This window comes from Legionella drozanskii LLAP-1 (genome assembly GCF_001467585.1).
Taxonomy (GTDB): Bacteria; Pseudomonadota; Gammaproteobacteria; order Legionellales; family Legionellaceae; genus Tatlockia; species Tatlockia drozanskii.
In genome coordinates this window covers 525,620-547,120 of the sequence record NZ_LNXY01000027.1, presented here as the reverse complement: position 1 = coordinate 547,120, position 21,501 = coordinate 525,620, and the positions used below count along the sequence as shown (strand labels likewise).

Here is a 21,501-nt window from a genome sequence, read left to right as displayed (position 1 = left end):
TTTTGGGCGTTCAGTTCTTAAATCTTATACCTAGCTCGATGAAATTGGAAAGGGAGTCTTGAAAGATATCTTTCAAGAACGCCGGCCAAGCCCCTGCGATTTGCTAGATTGGGTAGGGTGGGCCTTGGTCCAACCGACTATTCAAGAAAAGGAGTTTCTTTCAAGATATTAATAAACTGCTGTGCATTTGTGCTGAGTTTGTGTCCTTTCCGATAAATTATGAAATATCTCACTGATAAATCTTCGTGCTCATAAATGGTTACCAACTCTTTATCAATGATATTTTTGGGAAGAAAACTCCATCCAAACCCTAATTTGCTTAACTTAAGTAAAGCAAAAATAGGCTCTGCCTCATGTTGGATATGTAAAAATAAATTTTTCCGAAAAAGGTGATTATCCAAAACTTGTCGAGGGGGAGCGTATTTGGGCATGACTATGCCAGGGTAATTGATTATCTCTTCTAGCGTTACTTTTTTCTTTTTTGCTAAAGGATGTGAACGAGCTACTTTAATCACAAACGGAAGAGTAAATAGCGGTATCAACTCAAATTCGTGGATGATTTTATTACTAATACAGTTCAAACAAATCTCTATTTCTCGATTGCGTAATGCCCGCATACTCATCAATGGGGATAAGTAATTGACAGAAAAATCAATATCAGGATGGTCTTTGTTAAAAAAAGCCAGTAAGTCAGGAAGCATGAAGCTGCCCATTAAAAAATCCAAACCCACTTTCAATGGTTTTTTTTGTTTTTCAAGAAACAGATTCACCGATGAAATACCCGTTTGTACGGTTTGTAGTATTTCTATTGCATAGGGTAAGAAAATTTTTCCCGCATCGGTGAGTATCAGACGATTGTGATCTCTAATAAATAATGGAGTCTTAATTTCCGATTCCAGCGAGGCAACACGTTTACTTATTGCCGATTGTGTAATGTAAAGAAAATCAGCTGCTAGTGTGAAGGACCCAAAATCTGCAGCAGCCATAAAAGCGCGAATTTGATTGAGATCCATATTAATATTATGCATAAGGGGTTTCGCTGTAATTTAAGTATAACTTATAAGATTGGGTTAGCAATTAAAGGTAAAAAAGGTATTGCTATACTTATCTAATTTCAATTTTAACTAATATTAATATATTTTAATTTGTGAATCCCCTTTTATTGGGCGTTGCTGGAATAAAAGTCTCAGAATAAGTGCTGTAATTATAAAAAAACTCAGCAAAAAAACTTTAAGAGGAGTCTCTGATTCCAATCGGAGATGATCTGCTAAATCAACTCCGGTTTCTTTTTTATTGAATGTTGCTCATAATCTTAGGCATTTATTTAAAGCAAAGAGGATTTTAAATGCAAGTGAAAGCAGCGGTTGCGCATCAAGCAGGGATGCCTTTAACTATTGAAATGGTTGATTTAGAGGGACCAAAGCAGGGTGAAGTGCTTATTGAGATAAAAGCAACGGGCGTCTGTCATACCGATGCGTTTACTTTATCCGGTGATGATCCGGAGGGTATATTTCCAGCCATTTTAGGTCATGAAGGGGCTGGGGTTGTGGTTGAGGTCGGTCAAGGCGTGACTTCTTTAAAACCCGGTGATCATGTTATCCCTCTGTATACTCCTGAATGTAGAGCTTGTGAATATTGTCTTTCACAAAAAACAAATCTTTGCCAAGCAATTCGAGCTACTCAAGGTAAAGGATTGATGCCAGACAGCACCAGTCGCTTCAGTTTGAATGGTGAAAAATTGTATCATTACATGGGCACCTCGACTTTTGCTAATTACACCGTATTGCCAGAAATCGCTGTGGCCAAAATTCGCAAAGATGCGCCTTTTGAAAAAGTATGTTACATCGGTTGTGGCGTTACTACCGGGATTGGTGCCGTCATTTATACTGCAAAAGTAGAGCCTGGCTCAAGGGTTGTTGTCTTTGGTTTGGGTGGGATTGGATTGAACGTCATTCAAGGAGCACGCATGGTTGGAGCGGCTCAAATTGTCGGTGTGGATATCAATCCTAACCGTCGTGCTTTGGCAGAAAAAATGGGAATGACTGATTTTGTTAATCCCAATGAATTGAAAGGAGATCTAGTTAACTATTTGGTTGAATTAACAAAAGGCGGCGCTGACTACAGCTTTGAATGTGTGGGTAAGGTAAATCTTATGCGCCAAGCTTTGGAATGTTGCCATAAAGGTTGGGGGGTTTGTACCATTATTGGAGTGGCGGGGGCGGGTCAGGAAATTTCCACTAGACCGTTTCAATTAGTCACTGGCAGAGTATGGAAGGGATCTGCCTTTGGTGGTGCGCGAGGGCGAACTGATGTACCCAAGATAGTTGATTGGTATATGGATGGCAAAATTAACATCGATGATTTGATTACTCATGTCTTACCCATAGAGCAAATTAACGAAGCATTTGCGCAAATGCACAATGGGGAATCGATACGGACAGTTGTCACATTTTAAAAGGAACAATTCATGTCGATTGAATTGGTTGAAGAGAATCGTTGTTTTGGTGGGATGCAATATGTTTATGCACATCCTTCATTGGTAACTAAGTGCACGATGCGTTTTGCCTTATATCTTCCTCCACAGGCAAAGCAACATAAAGTTCCGGTATTATATTGGCTTTCTGGATTAACCTCCAATGAGCAAAATTTTATTACTAAAGCGGGTGCTCAACGAGTCGCAGCTGAATTGGGATTGGCTCTCGTTGTTCCCGATACCAGTCCACGGGGTATTGAATTACCTGGGGACAGAGTCTCTGCGGATTTCGGTGTTTCAGCAGGTTTCTATCTCGATGCAATAAAAGAACCTTGGTCTAAGCATTACCGAATGTTTCAATACATCACTGAAGAATTGCCAACTATCGTCAATACTCATTTTCCCCTGGATGAAGAACGTACAGGAATTTTTGGCCATTCAATGGGGGGGCATGGTGCATTAACAATAGCGTTTAAACGACCGCAACAATATCGTTCTCTATCAGCTTTTGCTCCCATTTGCGCCCCGATGCACTCGCCATGGGGGCAAAAAGCGTTTAAAGGTTATTTAGGCGAGGATAAAGCGCTTTGGAAAAACTATGATGCCTGTGAATTGCTAGTAGAAAAAGGCTGGCCCCATGGTACGATCCTAATTGATCAAGGAACAAAGGACCCTTTTCTTGAGAAGGAATTAAATCCTAAGTTACTCGTAGCGGCCTGCGAACTTGCCGGTGTTAATTTAAATCTGCGATGGCAGGAAGGATATGGTCACAACTATTATTTTATTGCTAGTTTTATCGATGATCATTTACGCTTTCATGCTTCTCAATTAAGTGAATAAAAAAGAATGGTTTTTACAACAGATAATCGAATTGAAACAAGCTCTGTTTGGCTGACGGATTGGAAGTTATCGCGAGTTTATTTTAAAAACGAAGCTCATTTTCCTTGGGTTATTTTGGTGCCAAGAGAAGAAAATATTCAAGAAATTTATCAATTATCACCGACTCAGCGCCAAATTCTTACTGAGGAAATTGCAGAGATTTCAAAGATCATGCAAGAATATTTTCAACCAGAAAAGTTAAATGTCGGTGCCTTGGGTAATATTGTTTCGCAGTTGCATGTCCACGTTGTTGCACGGTTTAAACAAGATATCGCTTGGCCCCACAGTATCTGGCAGCCCAATTTGCCTGCAAGCCCTTATCGAAAAGAAGTATTAACCGAGCTGGTTAATGCATTAAAAGAACGGTTAGTTCGCTTATAAGTATTCAGGTAAGGGCTGTTGATCGGGGAAAATTTCTGCCAGCGAAACAGAAAAACCATCTTCCCTAACAATACGTGCATGACTGCGTTGTAATTCTCTCGGCTCATTAACCCCACAAGAATGACATAACACAGCAACCTCGTGCGCCATATTCGTCGCATAATGATAAACACGTTCTGCTTTATCTTCAATGACTAAACCACGTTGCAAGCGGGCATCATGGGTGGTGATTCCTGTAGGACAGGTATTTTTATGACATTGCATTGCTTGAATACAGCCTAAAGCAAACAAAAATCCTCTCGCTGAAATGACAAAATCGGCACCGGCACAAAGTGCCCAGGTCACACCAGAAGGAGTGATCAGTTTTCCACTAACAATGACTTTAATGCGCTCTCGTAAATTATAAAGAATGAGAATATCAACAAGGTTAGGCAAGGATTCTTGAATAGGTATGCCCATGTAATCCATAAGACCTTGTGGAGAAGCCCCGGTACCACCGTCTGAGCTATCCAAGGAAATGAAATCGGGAGCAAACTCTTTACCTCGTTGATGAATGGCGTAACAAAGATCATTAACCCATTCATAGCTTCCTAATACAAATTTACAGCCTACGGGTTTACCAGTAATTTGGCGAACGTGTTCAATCTTGTCCAAAAGCTCATCCACATTTGCGATATCGGTATGCCGATTAGGGCTAATTGAATCGTGATAAGGCGGGATCCCGCGAATAGCCGCAATTTCCTCTGTAACTTTGATTGCAGGTAGAAGCCCGCCTTTCCCTGGCTTGGCTCCTTGGCTTAATTTAATTTCAAACATCTTAATACAGTCATGTGCTGCCATTTCGCGTAAGCGATCATCGGATAAATTACCTTCTGCATCCCGAAAACCATATTTCGCAGTGCCAATTTGGGCCACAATGTCACAACCTTCTTCAAGATGATAAGGCGAGACGCCTCCCTCGCCGGTATTAAGCCAGCAGCCCGCTTTTTTTGCTCCCTTTGCAAGAGCGCGAATGGCTGATTTTGAAATCGCACCATAACTCATCGAAGAGATATTAAAAATATGGGATGAGGTGTAAGGATGTCTGCAATAAGGTCCGATGGTGACAGGTCGAATGACTGCTGTATTCGTTCCTAAGGGAGGAAAAGGAGCGCTCACAAAATAAACTGTGCCTGTGCTGTGCAGAGGACGTGTTGAGCCGAATCCAATGGTGGTATCTAAATTCTTAGCTGCTCGATAAACCCAAGAACGATCAGCTCTATTGAATGGGAGTTCTTGCCTATCATCAGCAAAAAGATATTGACGCAAAAAGACGCCTAAGTATTCGAGGAAATAGCGAAAATGACCAATAATAGGAAAATTACGTAAAACGGTATGCTCTTTTTGGTTTCTATCCCAGAGATAAAGTGAAACCAATAAAGCAATTAGAGCAACACTCAATAATACGATGAGAAACTCATCAGTTTCTAACGCTCGTAAAAAAAATACATCCCGCTTCTTAAGTTCAATAGATTCCACGAAAATATCCTTATACAACCTATTCGAGAATAAGAAGTATACACCGTGTTTTAAGTGAATGAGAACTTGTTTTAAGTGTTTGTATCCGGTGGGCGTTGTTGCATGGTTGAATTGAGCCTTGGGCCTTTGCTCAGCACTACATGATGGGTGCAAAATTCAACCCTGCAACAAACCTAAAAAAGTCAATTCAGCTTGTGATTAAAAATAAATCACTTAGGTGAATTTATTTGGTATATACTTAAATTAAATCTAGTGAGATCTTATATAGGGAGGTAGACATGGCACATCAATCCTCATTGGCCAACCACCTTCTGATAGCCATGCCCTCCCTGACTGACCCTAATTTCGAACGGTCTGTAATCTATATCTGTGAACATCATATTCAGGGAACGGTAGGTTTAATTATTAACCGGCCGATGCAATTTCCATTGAGCTTGGTTTTTGAACAAATGCAAATTCAGCCCACATCGATCGAACGCAATCAAATGCCACTTCTTTTTGGTGGTCCAGTACAACCTGAACGTGGTTTTGTTATTCATCGTCCTATTGGGGGATGGCGGTCGAGTCTGTCTCTACGAGATGACGTGACGGTTACAACTTCGAATGATATCATCCGAGCAATAGCCGCTGATGCAGGGCCAAAAGATGTTTTAGTGACCTTGGGTTATGCGGGTTGGAATGGAGACCAGTTAGAGAAGGAAGTACTTGCTAACGTTTGGTTAATTTGTCCTTTCTCTTCCGAGCTTCTATATGAAGTACCATTCTCTGAGCGATGGGAATATGCTGGTTTGACAATAGGCGTTAAAATGAATGAATTAACTGGTCATGCCGGTCACGCATAGGAATAATGGCTCTCACTTTTGTTTCCATCAGTTCAATAATACTATTCAAATCTAAAAGGGGAGTTCATGCCAGAAGGTTTTTTTGTAGGGTTTGATTTTGGCTACAAACGAATCGGTGTTGCTATAGGTCAGCAAATTACATGCAGTGCGCGGCCAATAACGACGCTGGATGCCAAGCAAGGTGTTCCCAACTGGCTTGATGTGCAAAAAATAATCAATGAATGGCGTCCCCAAGCATTAATTGTTGGTTTGCCTACCTGCATTGATGATTCAGAATTATACACAACTGAAGCAGCGAGGGAATTTGCACGTCAGTTACACCAACGCTTCTCTCTTCCGGTGCATTTAGTGGACGAACGTCTGTCGACAGTTGAGGCACGTGCCCAGTTGTTTGCTAAAGGCGGGTATCGTAAAATTAAGCAATCTAAAGTCGACAGTTTTGCTGCTTGCATTATTCTCGAGCAGTGGCTGCAGCATCCAAGTGAAGACAATGAAGCATTTTTTAGAAATTAGTCAACTTTCAAGCAAGCAAATTAACTCTCTCTTAGAGCGTGCCCTTCATTTTAAAAAAGGCGGGCAATTGCCTAACTATTCTCAACATACAGTAGCGAATCTTTTTTATGAGAACAGTACTCGAACGCGCGTAAGCTTTGAGTTAGCAGCCAAAAGGCTGTCCATGTCGGTTATTAATCTTGATTTGCACAACTCCTCGGAAGCTAAGGGCGAAGTGATTGAAGACACCATCGATACCTTGTCGGCAATGGGTATCAATGTATTTGTGATAAGGCACCGCCAGGATGGATTGCAAAAGGAATTAGCAGACAAACTGACGAACCCAGTTCATATAGTCAATGCAGGGGACGGACAACATGCTCATCCTAGCCAAGCCATGTTAGATCTGATGACTATTGCCGAAAGAAAACCTGATTTGAGTCAAATTAAGATTGCTATTATTGGAAATATTCGCCATTCAAGAGTCGCCAATTCACTACAGTGTCTTTGCGCCACTTTAAATGTTGGTGAATTGGCTTTGGTGGCACCCACTATTTGGCAACCGCAAACAATTCATTATGGTCGAGTGACTAACTCTCTAAAAGAAGGACTCGCTGACGCTGATGTCGTGATCTCTTTGCGGGTTCAACATGAGCGCTTAATGGAACATGAGCAGATGGATTTAGCCACTTACCGTCGCGAATATGCTCTAACTCAAGCTGCACTCAATTATGCTAAGCCTGATGCAATGGTTATGCATCCTGGGCCTCTTAATCGGGGTGTAGAAATTGATAGCGAGGTTGCTGACGGCTCCCAGTCTTTTATTTTACAGCAAGTAGCTAATGGTGTGTTTATGCGCATGGCAATCCTGGATTCACTTATTTGTGATTAAATAGACCTCTTGAAGACATATAAGACAAAGAATGGTCTTTAAGGGCCTTATGTTCCCCTTTTTCCCTTATAGTTTCCATTCTGAAATGGGGCGATCTTCATATTGATTATCCAAATAGCATCCCATCATATTATGGAAATCCTTGCCGTATTTTTCGATGAAACTGATTTGCCATTCGCTGCCATTGGTTTTTGCTTTCACTCGTTGTTCTATAATTTCCAAATAAAATTTACTATCTATTAAAGAAACCCCAAGTGCCTCTAAACCTTTATGAGATAAAGGGAGTAATTCTTCCAACAGTTTTAATGCAGAGATTTCATGATTAGCAAACCATCTAAATTTAGCTTTTAAGCCGAAGCGCGCAGCATTTAAAAAATTTCGACGAGCGTCATAGAAGGGTAAGAGATGATCAATCGGGACAGTCTGAGTGGCATAATAATAAAGAAGGCCATAAAAAAAAGCCGCATTGGCAACCATATCTATAACAGTTGGCCCGCAAGATGGGCCACGATGCTCAATACGTAAATGAGGTTTTAAATCTGAATTGAAATCGATGACAGGGCGGTTCCAACGATAGACTACGCCATTTTGTCGTTTCACATGATCCATTTTTTCTGGCGGTAAATTGAAGAAAACTTCGGGCATCAGTCGCGGAAAAAAATGAAAGTTTTGATCGAATAATTCGAAAAAGGAATCCCGGAGATAATTAGTGCCAAATAAACAAGATGTAAATCCGCTTTCTTGACCAAATAAATGCAGTGCCATGGTTTGTTCAAATAAGGCGATTCTTGTTTCACTCCAAAGTTGCTTGCCAAATAAAAAAGGACTATTAGCAGTGATTGCCAAAATGGGGCCTGCAATTGCTTGGGCTATATTATAATATTGAACCGATTGGCTTTGCCCAACTTGAATATGTAACTGGAAGGCTGACATTAATCCACTAATTGCCAACGATTTAGGTACTATTGATAAGGTTTCTTGACCTTCAATATGCAATTTTGGCATCTTTCCTTTACAAAGACTTTTCATGTTAGAAGTCAGCGTTTGATACCTTGATTTATTGGTCATAAACTTGAGTGAATTATATTCACTCGTGGCGGTGGGTAGCGTACCTATGAGAGCCAAATGATAATTATGGTCTTTGGCCACCTGCAGACAACGCTGCCAGTACTCTAAAATATTATTATGAAAAGAGCTAAAGCAATCACCGATTAAGCTGAAATGCGAACTATTGATTTCAAGCTGAGCTGCGCCCACCTCGGGTTTTAAAAAAGGTTGATTGACTAAGTCAATGAATGTTAAGTTTTTTGGGAGAGGAGTGTAGTGTTTATCAAGAAGAAAAAATTCAATTTCAGCACCAATAGCTAGTTCACGCTCCATGAAATCTTGCTTAATAAACCACTCTTCAAGCAGCGCTGTTTCGTCAAATAAATGCTGCTCAAATTCTTGAGGGTCAATCTTAGATGTCTGGGTAAATAACTTTCTCTGATAAGCCATTAATAATCCGTTATTAATTGATTGCTATAAAAATTATAGCCACAAAAAAAAAAGTTACTTTTTATTTTAATAACTAGATTACTAACGTTCTGAAAATTAACTGAGTTTCTTTTGATTAAAAAATTAGTCTATATTTTATATAGAATGTTTTGTTTAATCTTATTAACTCGAAGTCTTACCTGGCGGAGAACTTTTTGGAGAAAAAGATGTCTTTAGTAAAACGTGAAAAGGGAGAGCAAAAATTAAGTAAAGTTGTTATTGACCTACGTTCAGAATTGGAAGAAATTTGTTTGGATACACAAGAAAAACTTGCGAGAACCAAAGAGGATTTTAAAGAACAATTAAAACATACCATCTTAATGTTAAAAAATGAAATCGATCACGCCGATCTGATGAGCATGAAAGATATAGAAGCAATAAGTCAGTGCAAAAATAATGAAATTGATCAATTACAAACTCTATTAAATGAAATGATTAGGAAGCTAGAAGTGGGTAGTCATAGGAATAAAAACTAAGTCATCAAAACGGATTAGATGGTAAAATAGGTTGGGCCGAAGTCCAACCTAATAGGTTGTAACGCACCTAAACCGAGGCTTTAATCGTTTGCTTAAACGATAAGGCCTGTTGTAGACAGCCAAGTTCAACGCTCTCTAGCTCATTCATATCCGCAATTGTTCTAGCTACTTTCAAAAGACGATGATAGGCCCGAGCTGATAATTTCAGTCGCTCTAAAACTTGACTTAAAAATTGTTGTTCCTCTTGTTTCAGGGCGCAAAATCGTTCGCAATCTTTTGTGTTTAATTCCGCATTCAAACAAGCTTGACGGTTCAATTGTATAAGACGAGTTTTTTCTACGCGCTGCTTGATTGTCTGGCTTTGCTCCGCTTCTTTATCACTAGGTTTTACCAACTCGGCCTGTGAGAGGGCTTGCACAGTAATTTGCATATCTATTCGATCGAGCAGCGGAGCTGATAATTTAGCCAAATAACGATTAATACGATCCGGCGAGCAGACGCAATTTGCTTGTGGATTCCCCCATTGACCGCAAGGGCAGGGGTTCATTGCTGCAATAAGTTGAAATTTTGCAGGAAATTCAATTTGAGCTGCTGCCCTTGAAATGCAAATATGGCCCGATTCTAAAGGTTCACGCAATGTTTCTAAAACACGGGTATGAAACTCAGGTAGTTCATCAAGAAATAAAACCCCACGATGAGCAAGTGAAATTTCACCCGGTTTAGGCGGATTACCTCCGCCTACCAAGGCCGCTTGCGAGGCCGTGTGGTGAGGTGAGCGAAACGGTGGATAACGCCATTCATTATAATTGGGCAGTCGCCCATGTATTGAATTAATTGCTGCACACTCAAGGGCTTCTGTTTCAGTTAATTGAGGTAATAAAGTACTAAAACGTCTGGCTAGCATCGTTTTCCCACTACCCGGTGGACCACTTAACAATAGGCTATGCCCCCCACAAGCGGCTATCTCAAAAGCGAGTTTGGCGTGAGCTTGCCCTTTTACCTCTGACCAATCAATTGCATTCTTGGAAGAATCGGACTGAGGTTGAGGAGGAAGAGCTTGTAATGGAGTATCTTGGCATAAATAACTGCATACTTCGCGAAGATTGTTTGCTGCATAAACATTGTTTGGTCCCGCGAGCGATGCTTCTTCGGCATTAGCTGTGGCGATAATTAATAATTGTTGGTCTCGACGAGCGGCAAGCACAACAGGGATAATTGCAGAGACGCCTCGTAGATTACCGCTGAGAGCGAGTTCGCCAATAAATTCATGGGAGGCTAATTTGTCGAGAGGTATTTGTCCCGAAGCTGCAAGAATACCAAGGGCTATAGGTAAATCAAAACCACTTCCCGATTTGGGTAAATCAGCAGGGGCCAGATTAACGGTGATTTTACGGCAAGGAAAGTCAAACTGACTATTAATGATTGCACTACGTACGCGGTCTTTACTTTCTTTGACGGCAGTTTCTGCTAAGCCAACGATAGTAAAACTGGGTAAGCCATTAGATAAATGGACTTCAACAGAAACAGGTTGCGCCTGAATGCCTACCGTCGAACGGGTTTTGCTAAAAGCGAGATTCATAAATCTTCCTTAAGATTGGACTAATTTTACTCTGCTAAGAAGAGTTCCTATCCCCTAGCGAATAATTTGAGCAGCTCATAGCTGATTAAGGCTTTGCTTTTTTCTCTTTGATTTGTTTTGCTGTCTGTTGAGCTAACAAGGCATCGACCTGTTCTTGTAATGCGTCTAATTTCTCACGGGTTCTTGCTAATACTTTGGTTTGCACATCGAATTCTTCGCGAGTAATTAAATCCATACGAGCAAAAGTTGCTTGCAGGATTTCCTTAAATTTTTGTTGAATATCATTTTCAAAATTTTGAAAGCTAGTTGGTAAGCTAGAAAACAGTTTTTTGGCTAACTCATCGAATTGTTTTGGATCGAACATTGCTAAACTCCCGCATGATAGTTGTGATAGCACAGTCTAGCAATGCTTAGCTAGTAATTCTACTAGCAGATCGGCGGCAGGCTTTATTTCTCGATGAATAGGCTTAACTTCCTAGACAAGAAGACAACGGTAAGGAAGTCATTGGACTATCTGGGTCAACTCTATGCATTAAGCTTTCTGCTCTTTCGCTTTCTTTGGCAGCCTCTTCTTGTTTTGGAGAAAAGAAAACAGGATAAGAATTTTGAGCATATTGAGGGCTTGTCTTTTTTTGAGGAATGGAGACGGGTAATGATGATTGATAGAATATTTTAGGCATAATTCTCTCCCTAGATAAAGATTGATTTATTTACAAAGCGATTATATTTTAATTCATATTAATCTCAACATATCGATTTTACAATAGCAATAATTTATAAATTTGTTCTTAAAAAATTCTCGGTGTTTTTTTTAATTTCAATCAATCTAATTGTTATTTTTCATGGAAAGGTTGTAAGTTCATGGATTAGTGCACAATAATAACTTTTGCAAAATCAAATTCATTCGGTAAAGGGAGATTCTAAACTATGAAATTTGATGCCATGGTGCTTGGTGGCGGAATTGTTGGCGTATCAGTTGCGATACATTTGCGCATGCGAGGGTGTTCGGTCGCTTTAGTTGATTTAAAAGTTCCTGGCTCTGAGACTTCTTTTGGTAATGCTGGATTGATCCAACGTGAGGGTGTCTACCCTTATGCTTTTCCCAGAGATATGCGCTCCCTGATTAAATATGCATTTAATCGCTCGCCTGAAGTCAGATATCATCCAGGTTCAATACCAAAATTGGCACCTTTTCTATGGAAATATTGGTTTAATTCTCATCCTCAACGGCATGCTCAAATTGCTCGAGCTTATGCAACATTGATCCAACACAGTGTTAGCGAGCATCATCGCTTAGCTGAATTAGCTGGGGCTAAGCATTTATTGCGTGCGGGCGGATGGCTAAAAGTGTTCAGAACTGCGAAAGTACAAGATACAGAAACACGATTTGCTGAAAAATGCCAAGATGAACACGGCATTCAATTTGAACATTTAGCTGCGGCTTCATTGCGTCAGGTTGAACCTGATCTTGATCAAACTTTACTCGGAGCTCTTCATTACACTGAATCAGAATCAGTGAGTGATCCTGGCGGATTAGTAGCTGCCTATGCAAACTATTTTGAACGCATAGGTGGTCGCTTCTTTTTCGGCGATGCGCTTAGCTTAGCTAATCGATGGACTGTTAAAACAAAAGAAGGTCAAATCAAAGCCGATTCGGCTGTGATTACTTTAGGACCCTGGTCAGATCTGTTGAGCTCTCGACTGGGCTATCGTTTTCCACTAGCGGTCAAGCGTGGTTATCATATGCATTACAATGCTAAGCCAAACACGCGCCTTACGCACCCAGTATTAGATATTGAGAATGGTTACATGGTGGTTCCGATGGCACGTGGCGTTCGAATAACAACAGGAGCTGAATTTGCTAAGCGAGATTCGAAAAAAACACCGGTACAACTTAATACCGTAGAACCGATTGCACGAAGCCTTTTTCCTATTACTGAACGACTTGAAGAATTGCCTTGGATGGGATCTAGACCCTGTACACCTGATATGCTTCCTATTATCAGTAAAGCCTCTCGTCACAAGGAGCTTTGGTTTGCATTTGGACATGCTCATCATGGATTGACATTAGGTCCTGTGACTGGACGATTAATTGCGGAAATGATGACCGGAGAGGAATTACTAACTAATCCACAGCCGTTTAGTGCGAGTCGTTTTGGAGAATAAATTATGAAAATGCTGACAGCGATTATCAAGCCTTTCAAACTTGATGACGTTCATGAAGCTTTGATGGAAATTGGCGTGCCCGGTATCACTATTTCGGAAACAAGAGGTTTTGGCCGGCAAAAGGGGCATACTGAACTTTATCGCGGCGCGGAGTATGTTGTCGATTTTTTGCCTAAAATAAAAATTGAATTGGCTTTAGCCGATGATATGGTTGAGGCAGCGATTGATGCTATTTGCAAAGCAGCCTACACGGGCAAAATTGGTGACGGTAAAATTTTTGTCTATGAATTACAACAGGTAGTTAGGGTAAGGACAGGCGAAGTAGGGGGGGATGCGCTTTAAGCTCATTAATAGCGAATCCCCGCGGGCATTGTCACTCATCCCGCATTCAACTCCTGTGTGATAAATAACCATTCATCACGACTGACAGGCAAAACAGATAAGCGGTTGCCTTTACGAACTAGAGGCATGTTTTCAAGTTCAGGGTAGCGTTTTAAGGTATCTAGTGGAATAAGTTCTTTAAATTTCTCTTTGAAACGAATATCGACCATAAACCATCGTGGATTATCAGGACTACTTTTGGGATCGGGGTGTTCGCTAGTCGGATCAAAAGCAGTATAGTCGGGATAAGGTTTAGAGGTGACTTCTGCAATCCCAATAATCCCTGGTGGGTTACAATTCGAATGATAGAATAAGACTTGATCACCAATTGACATCTCATTGCGAATAAAATTACGTGCCTGATAATTGCGTACACCATCCCAATGAGTGGTTTGATTGGGTGAGGCACGTAAGTCGTCGATACTAAAACAGGAAGGCTCTGATTTCATTAACCAATATTTAGTCATTTTCTCTTTTACTCCAGTGCGTGTTTCGTTCAGTTATTACTGCCTTGAGGGGAATATCCCAGGTCTGTGGTTCAATATAAGGATAGCGTTGAAATTCATAGGCAACCCCAATAAGCATAGGATGATCCTCATTCGCTAAAGTCCGATCATAATAGCCAGCACCCATACCTAGTCGAGTTCCATAAAGATCAAAAACAACTAAGGGCATAAAAATAATATCGAGCAATTTAGGTGCTATAGCTAGAGATTTATCCACATCGGGTTCTGCAATCCCGTACTGATTATTAACAAAAGGGGTTGCAGGGGTGGCAGGCAAAAATAATAAGGATTTACCCTCAGTAAGAACGGGAAAATAACAAAATTTCCCCTGAAGAGGAGCTGAATTCCATAATCGATTTAAGTTGATTTCACCACCCTTTGCTTGATAAAGAGCGATACGCTTAGCATGACGATATTGGTGTAAGTGGCTTATACGTGTGCAAACTTTTGCGGAGGCTGCATGCTGGTATTCAAGTGATAATTTTTCACGTACTTGTCGGCAACTTCGTCGAAGGGCCAGCTTAAAGCGATTAGACATGGTTTGATTTTTCGGCATTTTTACTCGATTATTGCTCAGATAGATACCTTACCCATCCTACCTGAAGAACCTGTATTTTTGCTATCGCTTTTTGCGCCTGAGAAATCTAAAAAATCGCAATAGAGCTTGCTATTCCTCGCATTTTTAAAAATTCTCAGGCACAAAAATCAAATGACAGGTTCTTCAGGTAGGATGGGTCTAAGTTCAAGTCAGGAAAAATGAAAGATTTTTTTTTCAGATCTAGGCAGAATGAAAAAAATAAGGTATATACCGCAAAGTTATTGCTGTTATCTAACTCATAGAATAAGTTAACCCTTGAGAGATTGAAATGAGTGATATGTTTGAAGAAGATGAAGATTTAGTAGAGAGTGATGCGTTTGCTAATCCTGTTGAAGAGGTGGATATTGAAATAAGCGAAAACTCGACAATGGATGCACGTCGACGACTTGAGAATAAGCTAGATGACCTGCGTTTAGAGGCTGAGCTTAAAGATGAGTTTGATGAGGATTATTAAGCGCTAATGCCTACGCTCATTTTTATTCAAGAAAATGAGGCAGATTTTTCTTTTGCTCTCGATGATCGCATTTTTATAGGAGAGGGCCTTTTTGAGACAATTCGGATTGTAGAAAAGAAGCCTTGTTATCCCAAAGCTCACTGGCAGCGGTTAAAAAAAGCTGCCGCTTTTTTGGGTATAACATTCGAGGTTTCTTTTGAGCAGTGGCTCGAAAATCTTAAGCACTGTATTCGTTTAAAAAAAATACAAGAAGGGGGCGTTAAAGTTATTTTAAGTGGCGGTAGAGCACCGCGGGGCTTAGTTGCACAAGGCAGTGAAACCTATCTTATTTTTAACGCATTCCACTACAGCAGAAATTCACAAGCACTTGATCTTATTAGTGCTCCCTGGCGACGCGATGAAAAAAATCCCATTTATCAATTGAAATCGATAAACTATTTAGAAGCGATTATTGCTCGTCGCGGTGCCGAGACAGCGAAGGCCAATGAAATCTTATTTTTTAATTTTCAAGATCATGCCACTGAAACTTCCGTGGCTAATTTTTTTATCATCAAAAATGATTGTCTAATAACTCCCCCCACCCAAAGCGGTGTTTTACCTGGAATAATCAGAGGGCGATTATTGGTTCTTTGCAAACAACGCGGAGTGAATTGTTCAGAGCGTGAATTAACGAAAGAGAATTTGATGCAAGCGGATGCCGCTTTTACTTGCAATGCATTACAAGGACTACAACCGGTTCGTTCTTTTGATGGGCAACTGTTTAATGTGAATCATCCAATGCTGCCATTACTTTCACAATTATTGGTTGACGATCGGGGCTAATTATTTTTTACAATTCTGGTGATAATGACTGACAAGCTTAAATACTAGAAAAAGTATCACTAAACTAAGCAGGGTAAGAAGGCTGATATTTTTATAAAATGGCGCTGGACGAGTAAGCGCATCCATCCCTACATGTCCACAATAAGTGTAAATAATTTCACCGGGAATTAAAAAAATGAAGGTGGTTATTACATAATGACTAAATTTGATGCGAGTCATTCCTAAACTATAATTCACTAAACTAAAGGGTACAGGTAGTAAACGTAGCAAAGCAACCGATTGCCAACCGCTACGTTCCACTTGTGAAATTAACTTCTCTAACTTAGGCCCACGTTTAGCGGCCAGCCAATCAATAGCTAGATGACGACTAATGTAAAAGGCAGATGCAGCTCCGAGTGTTGCACCCATCAAATTAAATAGGGTGCCTAGCAAGGGACCAAATAAAGCGCCTCCTGCAAGGGTCAAAACCATGGTAGGTAGTAGAAAAATACTAGCAAGACAATAAATCAACAGAAACAAAATAGGTGCTAGCCAACCTAATCCTTTAATCTTATTAAGAATAATCGGCACTTTCTCTTGAAAAACTATCGCACAGATGATGAACGCTACTATTATTATTAAAAGAGCAAGCGTTTTTAGATTTTGATGTTTAAGCCACATGCCCTCCACTTTATTACACCACAGTATTTTGGGCAAGTATTGCAATGGTTAGGGCAATTAGGTATATACTCAAAAATGCTAGATTTTAGACTAACCCCTTTTGGGATTAAAAACATGTTAGAAAGGAATTGGCAGACATTCTTAGCAAAGCCAATGCATCGGCTGATTAAACTCATTTTAAGTGCATGGTTTCGAGTAACAATCAAAAATGACCACAATCAACTCGACAGACCCGCTATCATCATTGCAAATTGCGCCTCGAAGATTGATCCGCTATTGTTGACCTTATTTTTTTCTGAGCGACTAAGTTTTGTACTTCCTCCGCGACTCAGGAATAAGCTATGGGTTAGGATTCTGTGCTTATTCGCTGAAGTCATTTTTCTTGATCTGTCGAAGTTGTTAGATAAGCAATTGCTAATCAATGCGCTTCAGTCTGGAAAATCCTGGGTATTATTCCCGCAAGAATTCACAAAAGAAGTGAAGAGTTTTGATGAGTATGGATTTGTCTTGGGGCATTTGAAGAGGAAAGTTAACCCTGTGCGGATCGAGGGCGCTCAGTACAGTTTGTTTTCGCTTGCTAAAGATAAGTACGCCGTTCATTTTTTTCCCAAAATTACGCTTCATGTGATGAGAGGGTTGTCTTTTATTGCTGAACCGAACAGGTCGAAAGATGAAAAACGGATTGGCAGGAAGCTGTTCCTACTAATGAGCGAAATGAGTTATGCAAATTTTAATCCAGAAAAATCTCTTTTTTCTGCGATACTTCAAGGTGCAAAACACGCCAGTAAACAATCAGCTCTTATTGAAGATAGTAAGCGCGAGCCTATCTCTTTTCGCCAATTTATCACACGTTGCTTTATTCTAGGACGACAATTTAAAAATGAAACGCAAGTTGCTGAAATTGTTGGTGTGATGATGCCATCGACTATTGCTGGAATAGTTAGTCTTTTTGCTTTACAAGTGTATCGACGAGTTCCAGCGATGCTAAATTTTAGCAGTGGTTTTTATAATCTCTATTCAGTCTGTCAAATTGCGGGGATTAAAACTATTTACACTTCGCGCCAATTCATTCAAACAGCCAAACTGGAAGGGTTAGTGGAAGAGTTACGCACTGCGGGATTTAAATTAAAATATCTTGAAGATTTTGCCCCTAAAATTAACTTATTTCACAAAGTTGCAGGTTTGTTAAAAGCGGTATTGCCGAATTTAACTTACTCTCTGGTTGGTAAAGCCGTTAAGCCAACAGATACCGCTTTGGTGTTATTTACTTCAGGCTCAGAGGGTGTGCCCAAAGGGGTGCCCTTAAGTCATAAAAATATTTTGGCCAATTGTTATCAAATGATGTCGCGAGTCGATTTTTCTTCTCAAGATATCTTTTTTAACGCCTTGCCTATTTTTCATTGTTTTGGTTTAACCGCAGGGTCTATTGTACCTTTGCTTGTAGGAAATTCTTGTTTTTTCTATCCTTCGCCTTTGCATTTTAAACTAATTGCAGGACTAGTTTATGAAACTAAAGCGAGCATTTTCTTTGCCACGAATACTTTTTTAACAGGATATGCTCGCGTAGCTGGACCAGAAGATTTTCGTTCCTTACGTTATATTTTTGCAGGAGCGGAAAAAGTTAAACCCGAAACAATACATCATTGGCAAGAAAGATTTAAGGCCCAAATCTATGAGGGTTATGGTGCAACAGAAGCTTCACCAGTGATTTCACTCAACTGCCCCCTCGCCTCGAGAGAAGATAGTATAGGTTTAGTGTTGCCAGCCATCGAATATCGTATCGAACCTGTCGAAGGAATTGCGCAAGGAGGACGGCTATTTATTCGCGGCCCCAATGTTATGGCGGGTTATTTGACTGAGGATATGAGCAAATCCATTGAAAATGATGGATGGTATGACACCGGTGACATTGTCAGTACAGATGAGGATGGATTTTTATTTATTAACGGTCGAGTGAAACGCTTTGCTAAATTGGGCGGTGAAATGATTTCTTTATCGGTGGTTGAGTCAATCGCTTCCGCATTGTGGCCGGAACAGTTGCATGCGGCTCTAAGTAGAAAATGTCCTCGCAGAGGAGAGCAGATTATTCTCTTCTCAGAATATTCTGAGGCTAGCAAATCGGCTTTTGTTCATCATGTGCATGCACAAAAATATCCTGAAATACTTGTTCCTCAGGCCATTTTTTCAAACGTTAAAATTCCATTATTAGCCTCGGGCAAAATTGATTACCCTTCTTTAGAGCGCAATTTAGCGAACTTTTTCCCAGATTCGTCTTCTGCAGAAGCAAATTTTTTGTAATTTCTTAAGATATCTTAAGAAAACCTTAATATTTTACTGTTATGATGAAATTATCAAAATTCTCTTCGGAGCTAATCATGGCAAAGGGCAGCAGCACTTTAAATATTTTAGGAGGCTTAGTATTAAAGCCGGCTAAGTCACCGAGTGCACAGAAAAAAAGCAATACACATGATGCCGCCGCAGCAGATAAAAAGAAAAAGCATGCTCCAGCACAAACTATTAATTCTTCTTTAGGAAATCCTGCTACTGCACCCGCCCTTGCTCGTAACCTTATCAAGCCAAAAGGAAATGAATTAAACCTAGGTGATGAATTAAAAGCGATTCTTACACCTAAAAAGGGTGGTCCTACTCTTACTCCCAAATCATAAGTACTCTTACAAAATTTAACTAATGAATGTTGTGCCAAGGATCAGCCTGCAGGCACAAAATCCTGTAGCCAGCGTTGGGCCTTGTCCTGAGGTCGTCACTTTTTTTTGAATAATATTTCGAGCCAAATCCAGTGTTTTACTGAACCAAGGCTTCGAGACAGCGCTACGCGCACCTGAGCATCCTGAGGCTATCGAAGGACTCAGCCCGAACGGATCGAGCTACTGGTTGGAGCAACACCTATTTTTTTGTTAAAAAAAAGTGACGATACCTCAGGGGCCTTGTCCCAACAAATTCTTTGAGATGAGAAAGTACCACATTAAACTTTGTTCCCTTTCTATCCCCTTGAATTCTCAACACTGGACGATATACTTAATTTATATTGTTTTTTCATCCTTGAGGTTTTTATGGCAGGTTTTGCTGAAACATCACACTGGCGCGATTCAGCTAGAAATGCTCGTTTCTTCCTAGTCGATGCAAGAGCCGCTTTCCCTATTTTCCTTTTTTTAATGCACATAAGGGTTTGGACCGGTGTTTTAGTTCTTCTCTCTGCTGTTTTTTTTGGCGTTATTGAACACTATGGGTTTACCGTTCCGGTTTTTTTGCGTTGGCTTAGAAGTTTACTGGCTGGCTCCATGCGTTCATCACAACCTTGGTGGAAGTAATGGAAACTGATATTCGTAAATCTTTGATTAAAATTGCAGCCGCCTTAAATGCGAAATTCTATTTAAATGATCGTTTTGTTAGTTTTGAAGAAGTATTTGCTGATACTGGCTTACTACCAGCGATAGCTCGGCGTGCTGACCAGCTCTGCTCGCTATGTCTTGGGTATGGCTTAGGTGCAACCTTCGATGAAGCAGAAAATGCATTGTTAGGCATCCGGGTGGTGTTTGATGAAGTAACACCTAATTCCTTGCGTTTACTATGTATGACGGATGTATTAAATGAGTTAATTCAAGGAGGTCCGAGCAAGGACTACACCCCTTTAGACGAGTTAATGTATGATTAGTTGTTTTTATCAAACAAAGTGTAAAAAAAGTGAAAGTTTAACCCTCTTTAAGTTTAACTTAAGGAAATATTTGGTATCGTTATACTAAATTAGAATTTGGTGTTGGAGTACCGTTTATTATGCCAATAAATCCTTATGCTCATTTTAGTAATCTGCACAGAGAACAAAAAGAAAATTCTGCGCAAGAGAGTACTGAACAAATTTCTAGGACGCTAGGTGCTGAAGTAGCGCGTGGAATTAGGACATTATTGACCCAAATAGAGAAAATGGACGCGATTCGACCTAATGAAACACATAATTTAGCAAAGCAAGTTGTAAAAAAATGTTACAATACGATTCATGGTAATACAAGCGGTAACGAGAAAGAGGTCAAAGTCGAAGCTGAACAAGAAGAAATAACTTCAAGTTCACCAAGATCTTCCATGTAGCTAACAGTTACTCAGCGTTAGAGGCTGAATACTGTTATAATTTCTTTAGAAACTTAATTTTATCAGTGTGGATCTGATGTTACCTTTATTTATGCTATGAAAGATGAATTAACGAAAGAACAAGCTAATGCGATTCTAGCCGCTTTAGATGAAGCATTGGAGGCAGGTCCTTGGGAAGAGTCAAATTTTTTACGTGTAATAGGTAAGAATCTTCAAGAAATACGTGATAAATTTGCTTCTCATGTTAGTGGTGCCCATTCAGATACCCCAAAAATTGAAACCCATCATATTAATCGAGTTGTACCGCGCCCCGGTCAATTAGAAGTATTTATTTCTCTCTATTCTTCTGAGGGATCTAACATACAATGTTGGGAGCGTATCCTCGCTAATCTATCTCGGCAAATTATTGCCCGGCCAATCTATTCCGATGAAGAAGCAATCCAATTTTCTATTAAATCAAAAGAAAACAAGGCTAATGAAGCCTATGTGGCTATTTATATCAACGAGGCAGACATATTAACGATGCCTCCAGATAAGATACCATTAGATAAGTTTGGCAAGCCTCTATTAACTCTTAAAGGTCATGCTATCAATTTGGAAAGTATAACGCGATTTGTTCATCTATCCGGTACTTATCATTATTTTAAGGGCCGCTTAGTCAAAAATACTCAATCAGAGTAAGTTGAATAGTCGCGTGGCAGTAAAACAAAGTATATACTTGAATTTATAATCAGTTTATTGAAAA

At 40.0% G+C, this 21,501-nt stretch carries 26 protein-coding genes; 17 read left to right on the top strand and 9 right to left on the bottom strand.

Translation table 11 applies throughout. The features are described from left to right. Positions 1-137: 137 nt before the first annotated feature. Positions 138-1,028 carry a LysR family transcriptional regulator gene (locus tag Ldro_RS11575; protein ID WP_083497955.1) on the bottom strand — a complete coding sequence of 297 codons (891 nt, stop codon included), beginning with the start codon at positions 1,026-1,028 and terminating at the stop codon, positions 138-140. 317 nt (positions 1,029-1,345) lie between these two features. Between Ldro_RS11575 and Ldro_RS11570 the strand changes: the two genes are divergently transcribed. Genes Ldro_RS11570 through Ldro_RS11560 form a run of 3 tightly spaced genes read left to right on the top strand, consistent with a single transcriptional unit; the run spans position 1,346 to position 3,733 of the window. Further along, positions 1,346-2,455 carry an S-(hydroxymethyl)glutathione dehydrogenase/class III alcohol dehydrogenase gene (locus Ldro_RS11570; protein WP_058496567.1) on the top strand — a complete coding sequence of 370 codons (1,110 nt, stop codon included), beginning with the start codon at positions 1,346-1,348 and terminating at the stop codon, positions 2,453-2,455. A 12-nt stretch (positions 2,456-2,467) separates the two neighbouring features. Further along, positions 2,468-3,313, top strand: coding sequence for an S-formylglutathione hydrolase (gene fghA / locus Ldro_RS11565; protein ID WP_058496566.1), 846 nt, complete (start codon positions 2,468-2,470; stop codon positions 3,311-3,313). A 6-nt stretch (positions 3,314-3,319) separates the two neighbouring features. After that, on the top strand, positions 3,320-3,733 hold the full coding sequence (locus tag Ldro_RS11560; RefSeq protein WP_058496565.1) for an HIT domain-containing protein: 414 nt from the start codon (positions 3,320-3,322) through the stop codon (positions 3,731-3,733). On the opposite strand, the gene Ldro_RS11555 is transcribed toward Ldro_RS11560, so the two are convergent. After that, positions 3,728-5,251: an FMN-binding glutamate synthase family protein gene (locus Ldro_RS11555; protein WP_238584011.1), complete on the bottom strand. Its 1,524-nt coding sequence runs from the start codon at positions 5,249-5,251 to the stop codon at positions 3,728-3,730. The two genes, Ldro_RS11560 and Ldro_RS11555, sit on opposite strands and share 6 nt — an antisense overlap. A 278-nt stretch (positions 5,252-5,529) precedes the next feature. Between Ldro_RS11555 and Ldro_RS11550 the strand changes: the two genes are divergently transcribed. The 3 genes from Ldro_RS11550 (at position 5,530) to Ldro_RS11540 (ending at position 7,477) form a co-directional block, all read left to right on the top strand. Continuing rightward, positions 5,530-6,093, top strand: coding sequence for a YqgE/AlgH family protein (locus Ldro_RS11550; protein WP_058496564.1), 564 nt, complete (start codon positions 5,530-5,532; stop codon positions 6,091-6,093). Between the two features lie 66 nt (positions 6,094-6,159). Beyond that, positions 6,160-6,606, top strand: a complete 447-nt coding sequence (ruvX, locus tag Ldro_RS11545) for a Holliday junction resolvase RuvX (RefSeq protein ID WP_058496563.1) — start codon at positions 6,160-6,162, stop codon at positions 6,604-6,606. Next, positions 6,584-7,477 carry an aspartate carbamoyltransferase catalytic subunit gene (locus tag Ldro_RS11540; RefSeq protein ID WP_058496562.1) on the top strand — a complete coding sequence of 298 codons (894 nt, stop codon included), beginning with the start codon at positions 6,584-6,586 and terminating at the stop codon, positions 7,475-7,477. Before ruvX ends, Ldro_RS11540 begins: the two co-directional genes overlap by 23 nt. A 66-nt stretch (positions 7,478-7,543) precedes the next feature. Here Ldro_RS11540 and Ldro_RS11535 read toward each other — a convergent pair whose 3' ends face one another. After that, positions 7,544-8,974 (bottom strand): glutamate-cysteine ligase family protein, encoded by a 1,431-nt coding sequence (locus Ldro_RS11535; protein ID WP_058496561.1) that lies wholly within the window; start codon positions 8,972-8,974, stop codon positions 7,544-7,546. 206 nt (positions 8,975-9,180) lie between these two features. Here Ldro_RS11535 and Ldro_RS11530 point away from each other — a divergent pair, with 206 nt between their 5' ends. Then, entirely contained in the window at positions 9,181-9,489 is a 309-nt protein-coding gene (locus tag Ldro_RS11530) for a hypothetical protein (protein ID WP_058496560.1), read from the top strand. Positions 9,490-9,556: 67 nt separating this feature from the next. Here Ldro_RS11530 and Ldro_RS11525 read toward each other — a convergent pair whose 3' ends face one another. The 3 genes from Ldro_RS11525 to Ldro_RS11515 form a co-directional block, all read right to left on the bottom strand. After that, complete coding sequence (locus tag Ldro_RS11525; RefSeq protein ID WP_058496559.1) at positions 9,557-11,068, bottom strand: YifB family Mg chelatase-like AAA ATPase; 1,512 nt, start codon at positions 11,066-11,068, stop codon at positions 9,557-9,559. 85 nt (positions 11,069-11,153) lie between these two features. Further along, positions 11,154-11,432 carry a ubiquinone biosynthesis accessory factor UbiK gene (ubiK, locus tag Ldro_RS11520; protein ID WP_058496558.1) on the bottom strand — a complete coding sequence of 93 codons (279 nt, stop codon included), beginning with the start codon at positions 11,430-11,432 and terminating at the stop codon, positions 11,154-11,156. A 103-nt stretch (positions 11,433-11,535) separates the two neighbouring features. Next, positions 11,536-11,748 (bottom strand): hypothetical protein, encoded by a 213-nt coding sequence (locus Ldro_RS11515; RefSeq protein WP_058496557.1) that lies wholly within the window; start codon positions 11,746-11,748, stop codon positions 11,536-11,538. 247 nt (positions 11,749-11,995) lie between these two features. Between Ldro_RS11515 and Ldro_RS11510 the strand changes: the two genes are divergently transcribed. Both Ldro_RS11510 and Ldro_RS11505 read left to right on the top strand, forming a co-directional pair. Continuing rightward, complete coding sequence (locus Ldro_RS11510; protein WP_058496556.1) at positions 11,996-13,234, top strand: NAD(P)/FAD-dependent oxidoreductase; 1,239 nt, start codon at positions 11,996-11,998, stop codon at positions 13,232-13,234. A 3-nt stretch (positions 13,235-13,237) separates the two neighbouring features. After that, positions 13,238-13,576: a P-II family nitrogen regulator gene (locus tag Ldro_RS11505; protein WP_058496555.1), complete on the top strand. Its 339-nt coding sequence runs from the start codon at positions 13,238-13,240 to the stop codon at positions 13,574-13,576. Positions 13,577-13,611: 35 nt separating this feature from the next. Here Ldro_RS11505 and Ldro_RS11500 read toward each other — a convergent pair whose 3' ends face one another. Continuing rightward, positions 13,612-14,082 carry an EVE domain-containing protein gene (locus tag Ldro_RS11500; protein ID WP_058496554.1) on the bottom strand — a complete coding sequence of 157 codons (471 nt, stop codon included), beginning with the start codon at positions 14,080-14,082 and terminating at the stop codon, positions 13,612-13,614. Next, positions 14,075-14,677 (bottom strand): 5-formyltetrahydrofolate cyclo-ligase, encoded by a 603-nt coding sequence (locus Ldro_RS11495; RefSeq protein ID WP_238584010.1) that lies wholly within the window; start codon positions 14,675-14,677, stop codon positions 14,075-14,077. The genes Ldro_RS11500 and Ldro_RS11495 overlap by 8 nt, the downstream gene beginning before the upstream one ends. Positions 14,678-14,987: 310 nt before the next feature. Here Ldro_RS11495 and Ldro_RS11490 point away from each other — a divergent pair, with 310 nt between their 5' ends. Further along, a complete protein-coding gene (locus tag Ldro_RS11490; RefSeq protein WP_058496553.1) occupies positions 14,988-15,173 on the top strand; it encodes a PA3496 family putative envelope integrity protein in 186 nt (61 codons plus the stop codon). Positions 15,174-15,179: 6 nt separating this feature from the next. Further along, the gene (locus Ldro_RS11485; RefSeq protein ID WP_058496552.1) at positions 15,180-15,995 is read left to right on the top strand and encodes an aminotransferase class IV; all 816 of its coding nucleotides are present in this window, start codon (positions 15,180-15,182) and stop codon (positions 15,993-15,995) included. Here Ldro_RS11485 and Ldro_RS11480 read toward each other — a convergent pair whose 3' ends face one another. Beyond that, positions 15,996-16,655 (bottom strand): TVP38/TMEM64 family protein, encoded by a 660-nt coding sequence (locus Ldro_RS11480; protein ID WP_058496551.1) that lies wholly within the window; start codon positions 16,653-16,655, stop codon positions 15,996-15,998. 114 nt (positions 16,656-16,769) lie between these two features. Here Ldro_RS11480 and Ldro_RS11475 point away from each other — a divergent pair, with 114 nt between their 5' ends. The 6 genes from Ldro_RS11475 (at position 16,770) to icmQ (ending at position 21,437) form a co-directional block, all read left to right on the top strand. Beyond that, on the top strand, positions 16,770-18,953 hold the full coding sequence (locus Ldro_RS11475; RefSeq protein ID WP_058496550.1) for an AMP-binding protein: 2,184 nt from the start codon (positions 16,770-16,772) through the stop codon (positions 18,951-18,953). A 77-nt stretch (positions 18,954-19,030) separates the two neighbouring features. After that, the gene (locus Ldro_RS11470; protein ID WP_058496549.1) at positions 19,031-19,321 is read left to right on the top strand and encodes a hypothetical protein; all 291 of its coding nucleotides are present in this window, start codon (positions 19,031-19,033) and stop codon (positions 19,319-19,321) included. A gap of 405 nt (positions 19,322-19,726) precedes the next feature. After that, a complete protein-coding gene (gene icmT / locus Ldro_RS11465; protein ID WP_058496548.1) occupies positions 19,727-19,984 on the top strand; it encodes an IcmT/TraK family protein in 258 nt (85 codons plus the stop codon). Further along, the gene (locus Ldro_RS11460; protein WP_058496547.1) at positions 19,984-20,328 is read left to right on the top strand and encodes a type IV secretion IcmS family protein; all 345 of its coding nucleotides are present in this window, start codon (positions 19,984-19,986) and stop codon (positions 20,326-20,328) included. Before icmT ends, Ldro_RS11460 begins: the two co-directional genes overlap by 1 nt. A gap of 119 nt (positions 20,329-20,447) precedes the next feature. Then, positions 20,448-20,756, top strand: coding sequence for a hypothetical protein (locus Ldro_RS11455; RefSeq protein ID WP_058496546.1), 309 nt, complete (start codon positions 20,448-20,450; stop codon positions 20,754-20,756). Between the two features lie 96 nt (positions 20,757-20,852). Next, positions 20,853-21,437 carry a Dot/Icm secretion system protein IcmQ gene (gene icmQ / locus Ldro_RS11450; RefSeq protein WP_058496545.1) on the top strand — a complete coding sequence of 195 codons (585 nt, stop codon included), beginning with the start codon at positions 20,853-20,855 and terminating at the stop codon, positions 21,435-21,437. The last annotated feature ends 64 nt before the right edge of the window (positions 21,438-21,501 follow it).

Excerpts from the sequence above, each read along its gene's own strand:
- Ldro_RS11575 (WP_083497955.1), bottom strand. The coding sequence starts at position 1,028 with ATGCATAATATTAATATGGATCTCAATCAAATTCGCGCTTTTATGGCT.
- Ldro_RS11570 (WP_058496567.1), top strand. The coding sequence starts at position 1,346 with ATGCAAGTGAAAGCAGCGGTTGCGCATCAAGCAGGGATGCCTTTAACT.
- fghA (WP_058496566.1), top strand. The coding sequence starts at position 2,468 with ATGTCGATTGAATTGGTTGAAGAGAATCGTTGTTTTGGTGGGATGCAA.
- Ldro_RS11560 (WP_058496565.1), top strand. The coding sequence starts at position 3,320 with ATGGTTTTTACAACAGATAATCGAATTGAAACAAGCTCTGTTTGGCTG.
- Ldro_RS11550 (WP_058496564.1), top strand. The coding sequence starts at position 5,530 with ATGGCACATCAATCCTCATTGGCCAACCACCTTCTGATAGCCATGCCC.
- ruvX (WP_058496563.1), top strand. The coding sequence starts at position 6,160 with ATGCCAGAAGGTTTTTTTGTAGGGTTTGATTTTGGCTACAAACGAATC.
- Ldro_RS11540 (WP_058496562.1), top strand. The coding sequence starts at position 6,584 with ATGAAGCATTTTTTAGAAATTAGTCAACTTTCAAGCAAGCAAATTAAC.
- Ldro_RS11535 (WP_058496561.1), bottom strand. The coding sequence starts at position 8,974 with ATGGCTTATCAGAGAAAGTTATTTACCCAGACATCTAAGATTGACCCT.
- Ldro_RS11530 (WP_058496560.1), top strand. The coding sequence starts at position 9,181 with ATGTCTTTAGTAAAACGTGAAAAGGGAGAGCAAAAATTAAGTAAAGTT.
- Ldro_RS11525 (WP_058496559.1), bottom strand. The coding sequence starts at position 11,068 with ATGAATCTCGCTTTTAGCAAAACCCGTTCGACGGTAGGCATTCAGGCG.
- ubiK (WP_058496558.1), bottom strand. The coding sequence starts at position 11,432 with ATGTTCGATCCAAAACAATTCGATGAGTTAGCCAAAAAACTGTTTTCT.
- Ldro_RS11515 (WP_058496557.1), bottom strand. The coding sequence starts at position 11,748 with ATGCCTAAAATATTCTATCAATCATCATTACCCGTCTCCATTCCTCAA.
- Ldro_RS11510 (WP_058496556.1), top strand. The coding sequence starts at position 11,996 with ATGAAATTTGATGCCATGGTGCTTGGTGGCGGAATTGTTGGCGTATCA.
- Ldro_RS11505 (WP_058496555.1), top strand. The coding sequence starts at position 13,238 with ATGAAAATGCTGACAGCGATTATCAAGCCTTTCAAACTTGATGACGTT.
- Ldro_RS11500 (WP_058496554.1), bottom strand. The coding sequence starts at position 14,082 with ATGACTAAATATTGGTTAATGAAATCAGAGCCTTCCTGTTTTAGTATC.
- Ldro_RS11495 (WP_238584010.1), bottom strand. The coding sequence starts at position 14,677 with ATGCCGAAAAATCAAACCATGTCTAATCGCTTTAAGCTGGCCCTTCGA.
- Ldro_RS11490 (WP_058496553.1), top strand. The coding sequence starts at position 14,988 with ATGAGTGATATGTTTGAAGAAGATGAAGATTTAGTAGAGAGTGATGCG.
- Ldro_RS11485 (WP_058496552.1), top strand. The coding sequence starts at position 15,180 with ATGCCTACGCTCATTTTTATTCAAGAAAATGAGGCAGATTTTTCTTTT.
- Ldro_RS11480 (WP_058496551.1), bottom strand. The coding sequence starts at position 16,655 with ATGTGGCTTAAACATCAAAATCTAAAAACGCTTGCTCTTTTAATAATA.
- Ldro_RS11475 (WP_058496550.1), top strand. The coding sequence starts at position 16,770 with ATGTTAGAAAGGAATTGGCAGACATTCTTAGCAAAGCCAATGCATCGG.
- Ldro_RS11470 (WP_058496549.1), top strand. The coding sequence starts at position 19,031 with ATGGCAAAGGGCAGCAGCACTTTAAATATTTTAGGAGGCTTAGTATTA.
- icmT (WP_058496548.1), top strand. The coding sequence starts at position 19,727 with ATGGCAGGTTTTGCTGAAACATCACACTGGCGCGATTCAGCTAGAAAT.
- Ldro_RS11460 (WP_058496547.1), top strand. The coding sequence starts at position 19,984 with ATGGAAACTGATATTCGTAAATCTTTGATTAAAATTGCAGCCGCCTTA.
- Ldro_RS11455 (WP_058496546.1), top strand. The coding sequence starts at position 20,448 with ATGCCAATAAATCCTTATGCTCATTTTAGTAATCTGCACAGAGAACAA.
- icmQ (WP_058496545.1), top strand. The coding sequence starts at position 20,853 with ATGAAAGATGAATTAACGAAAGAACAAGCTAATGCGATTCTAGCCGCT.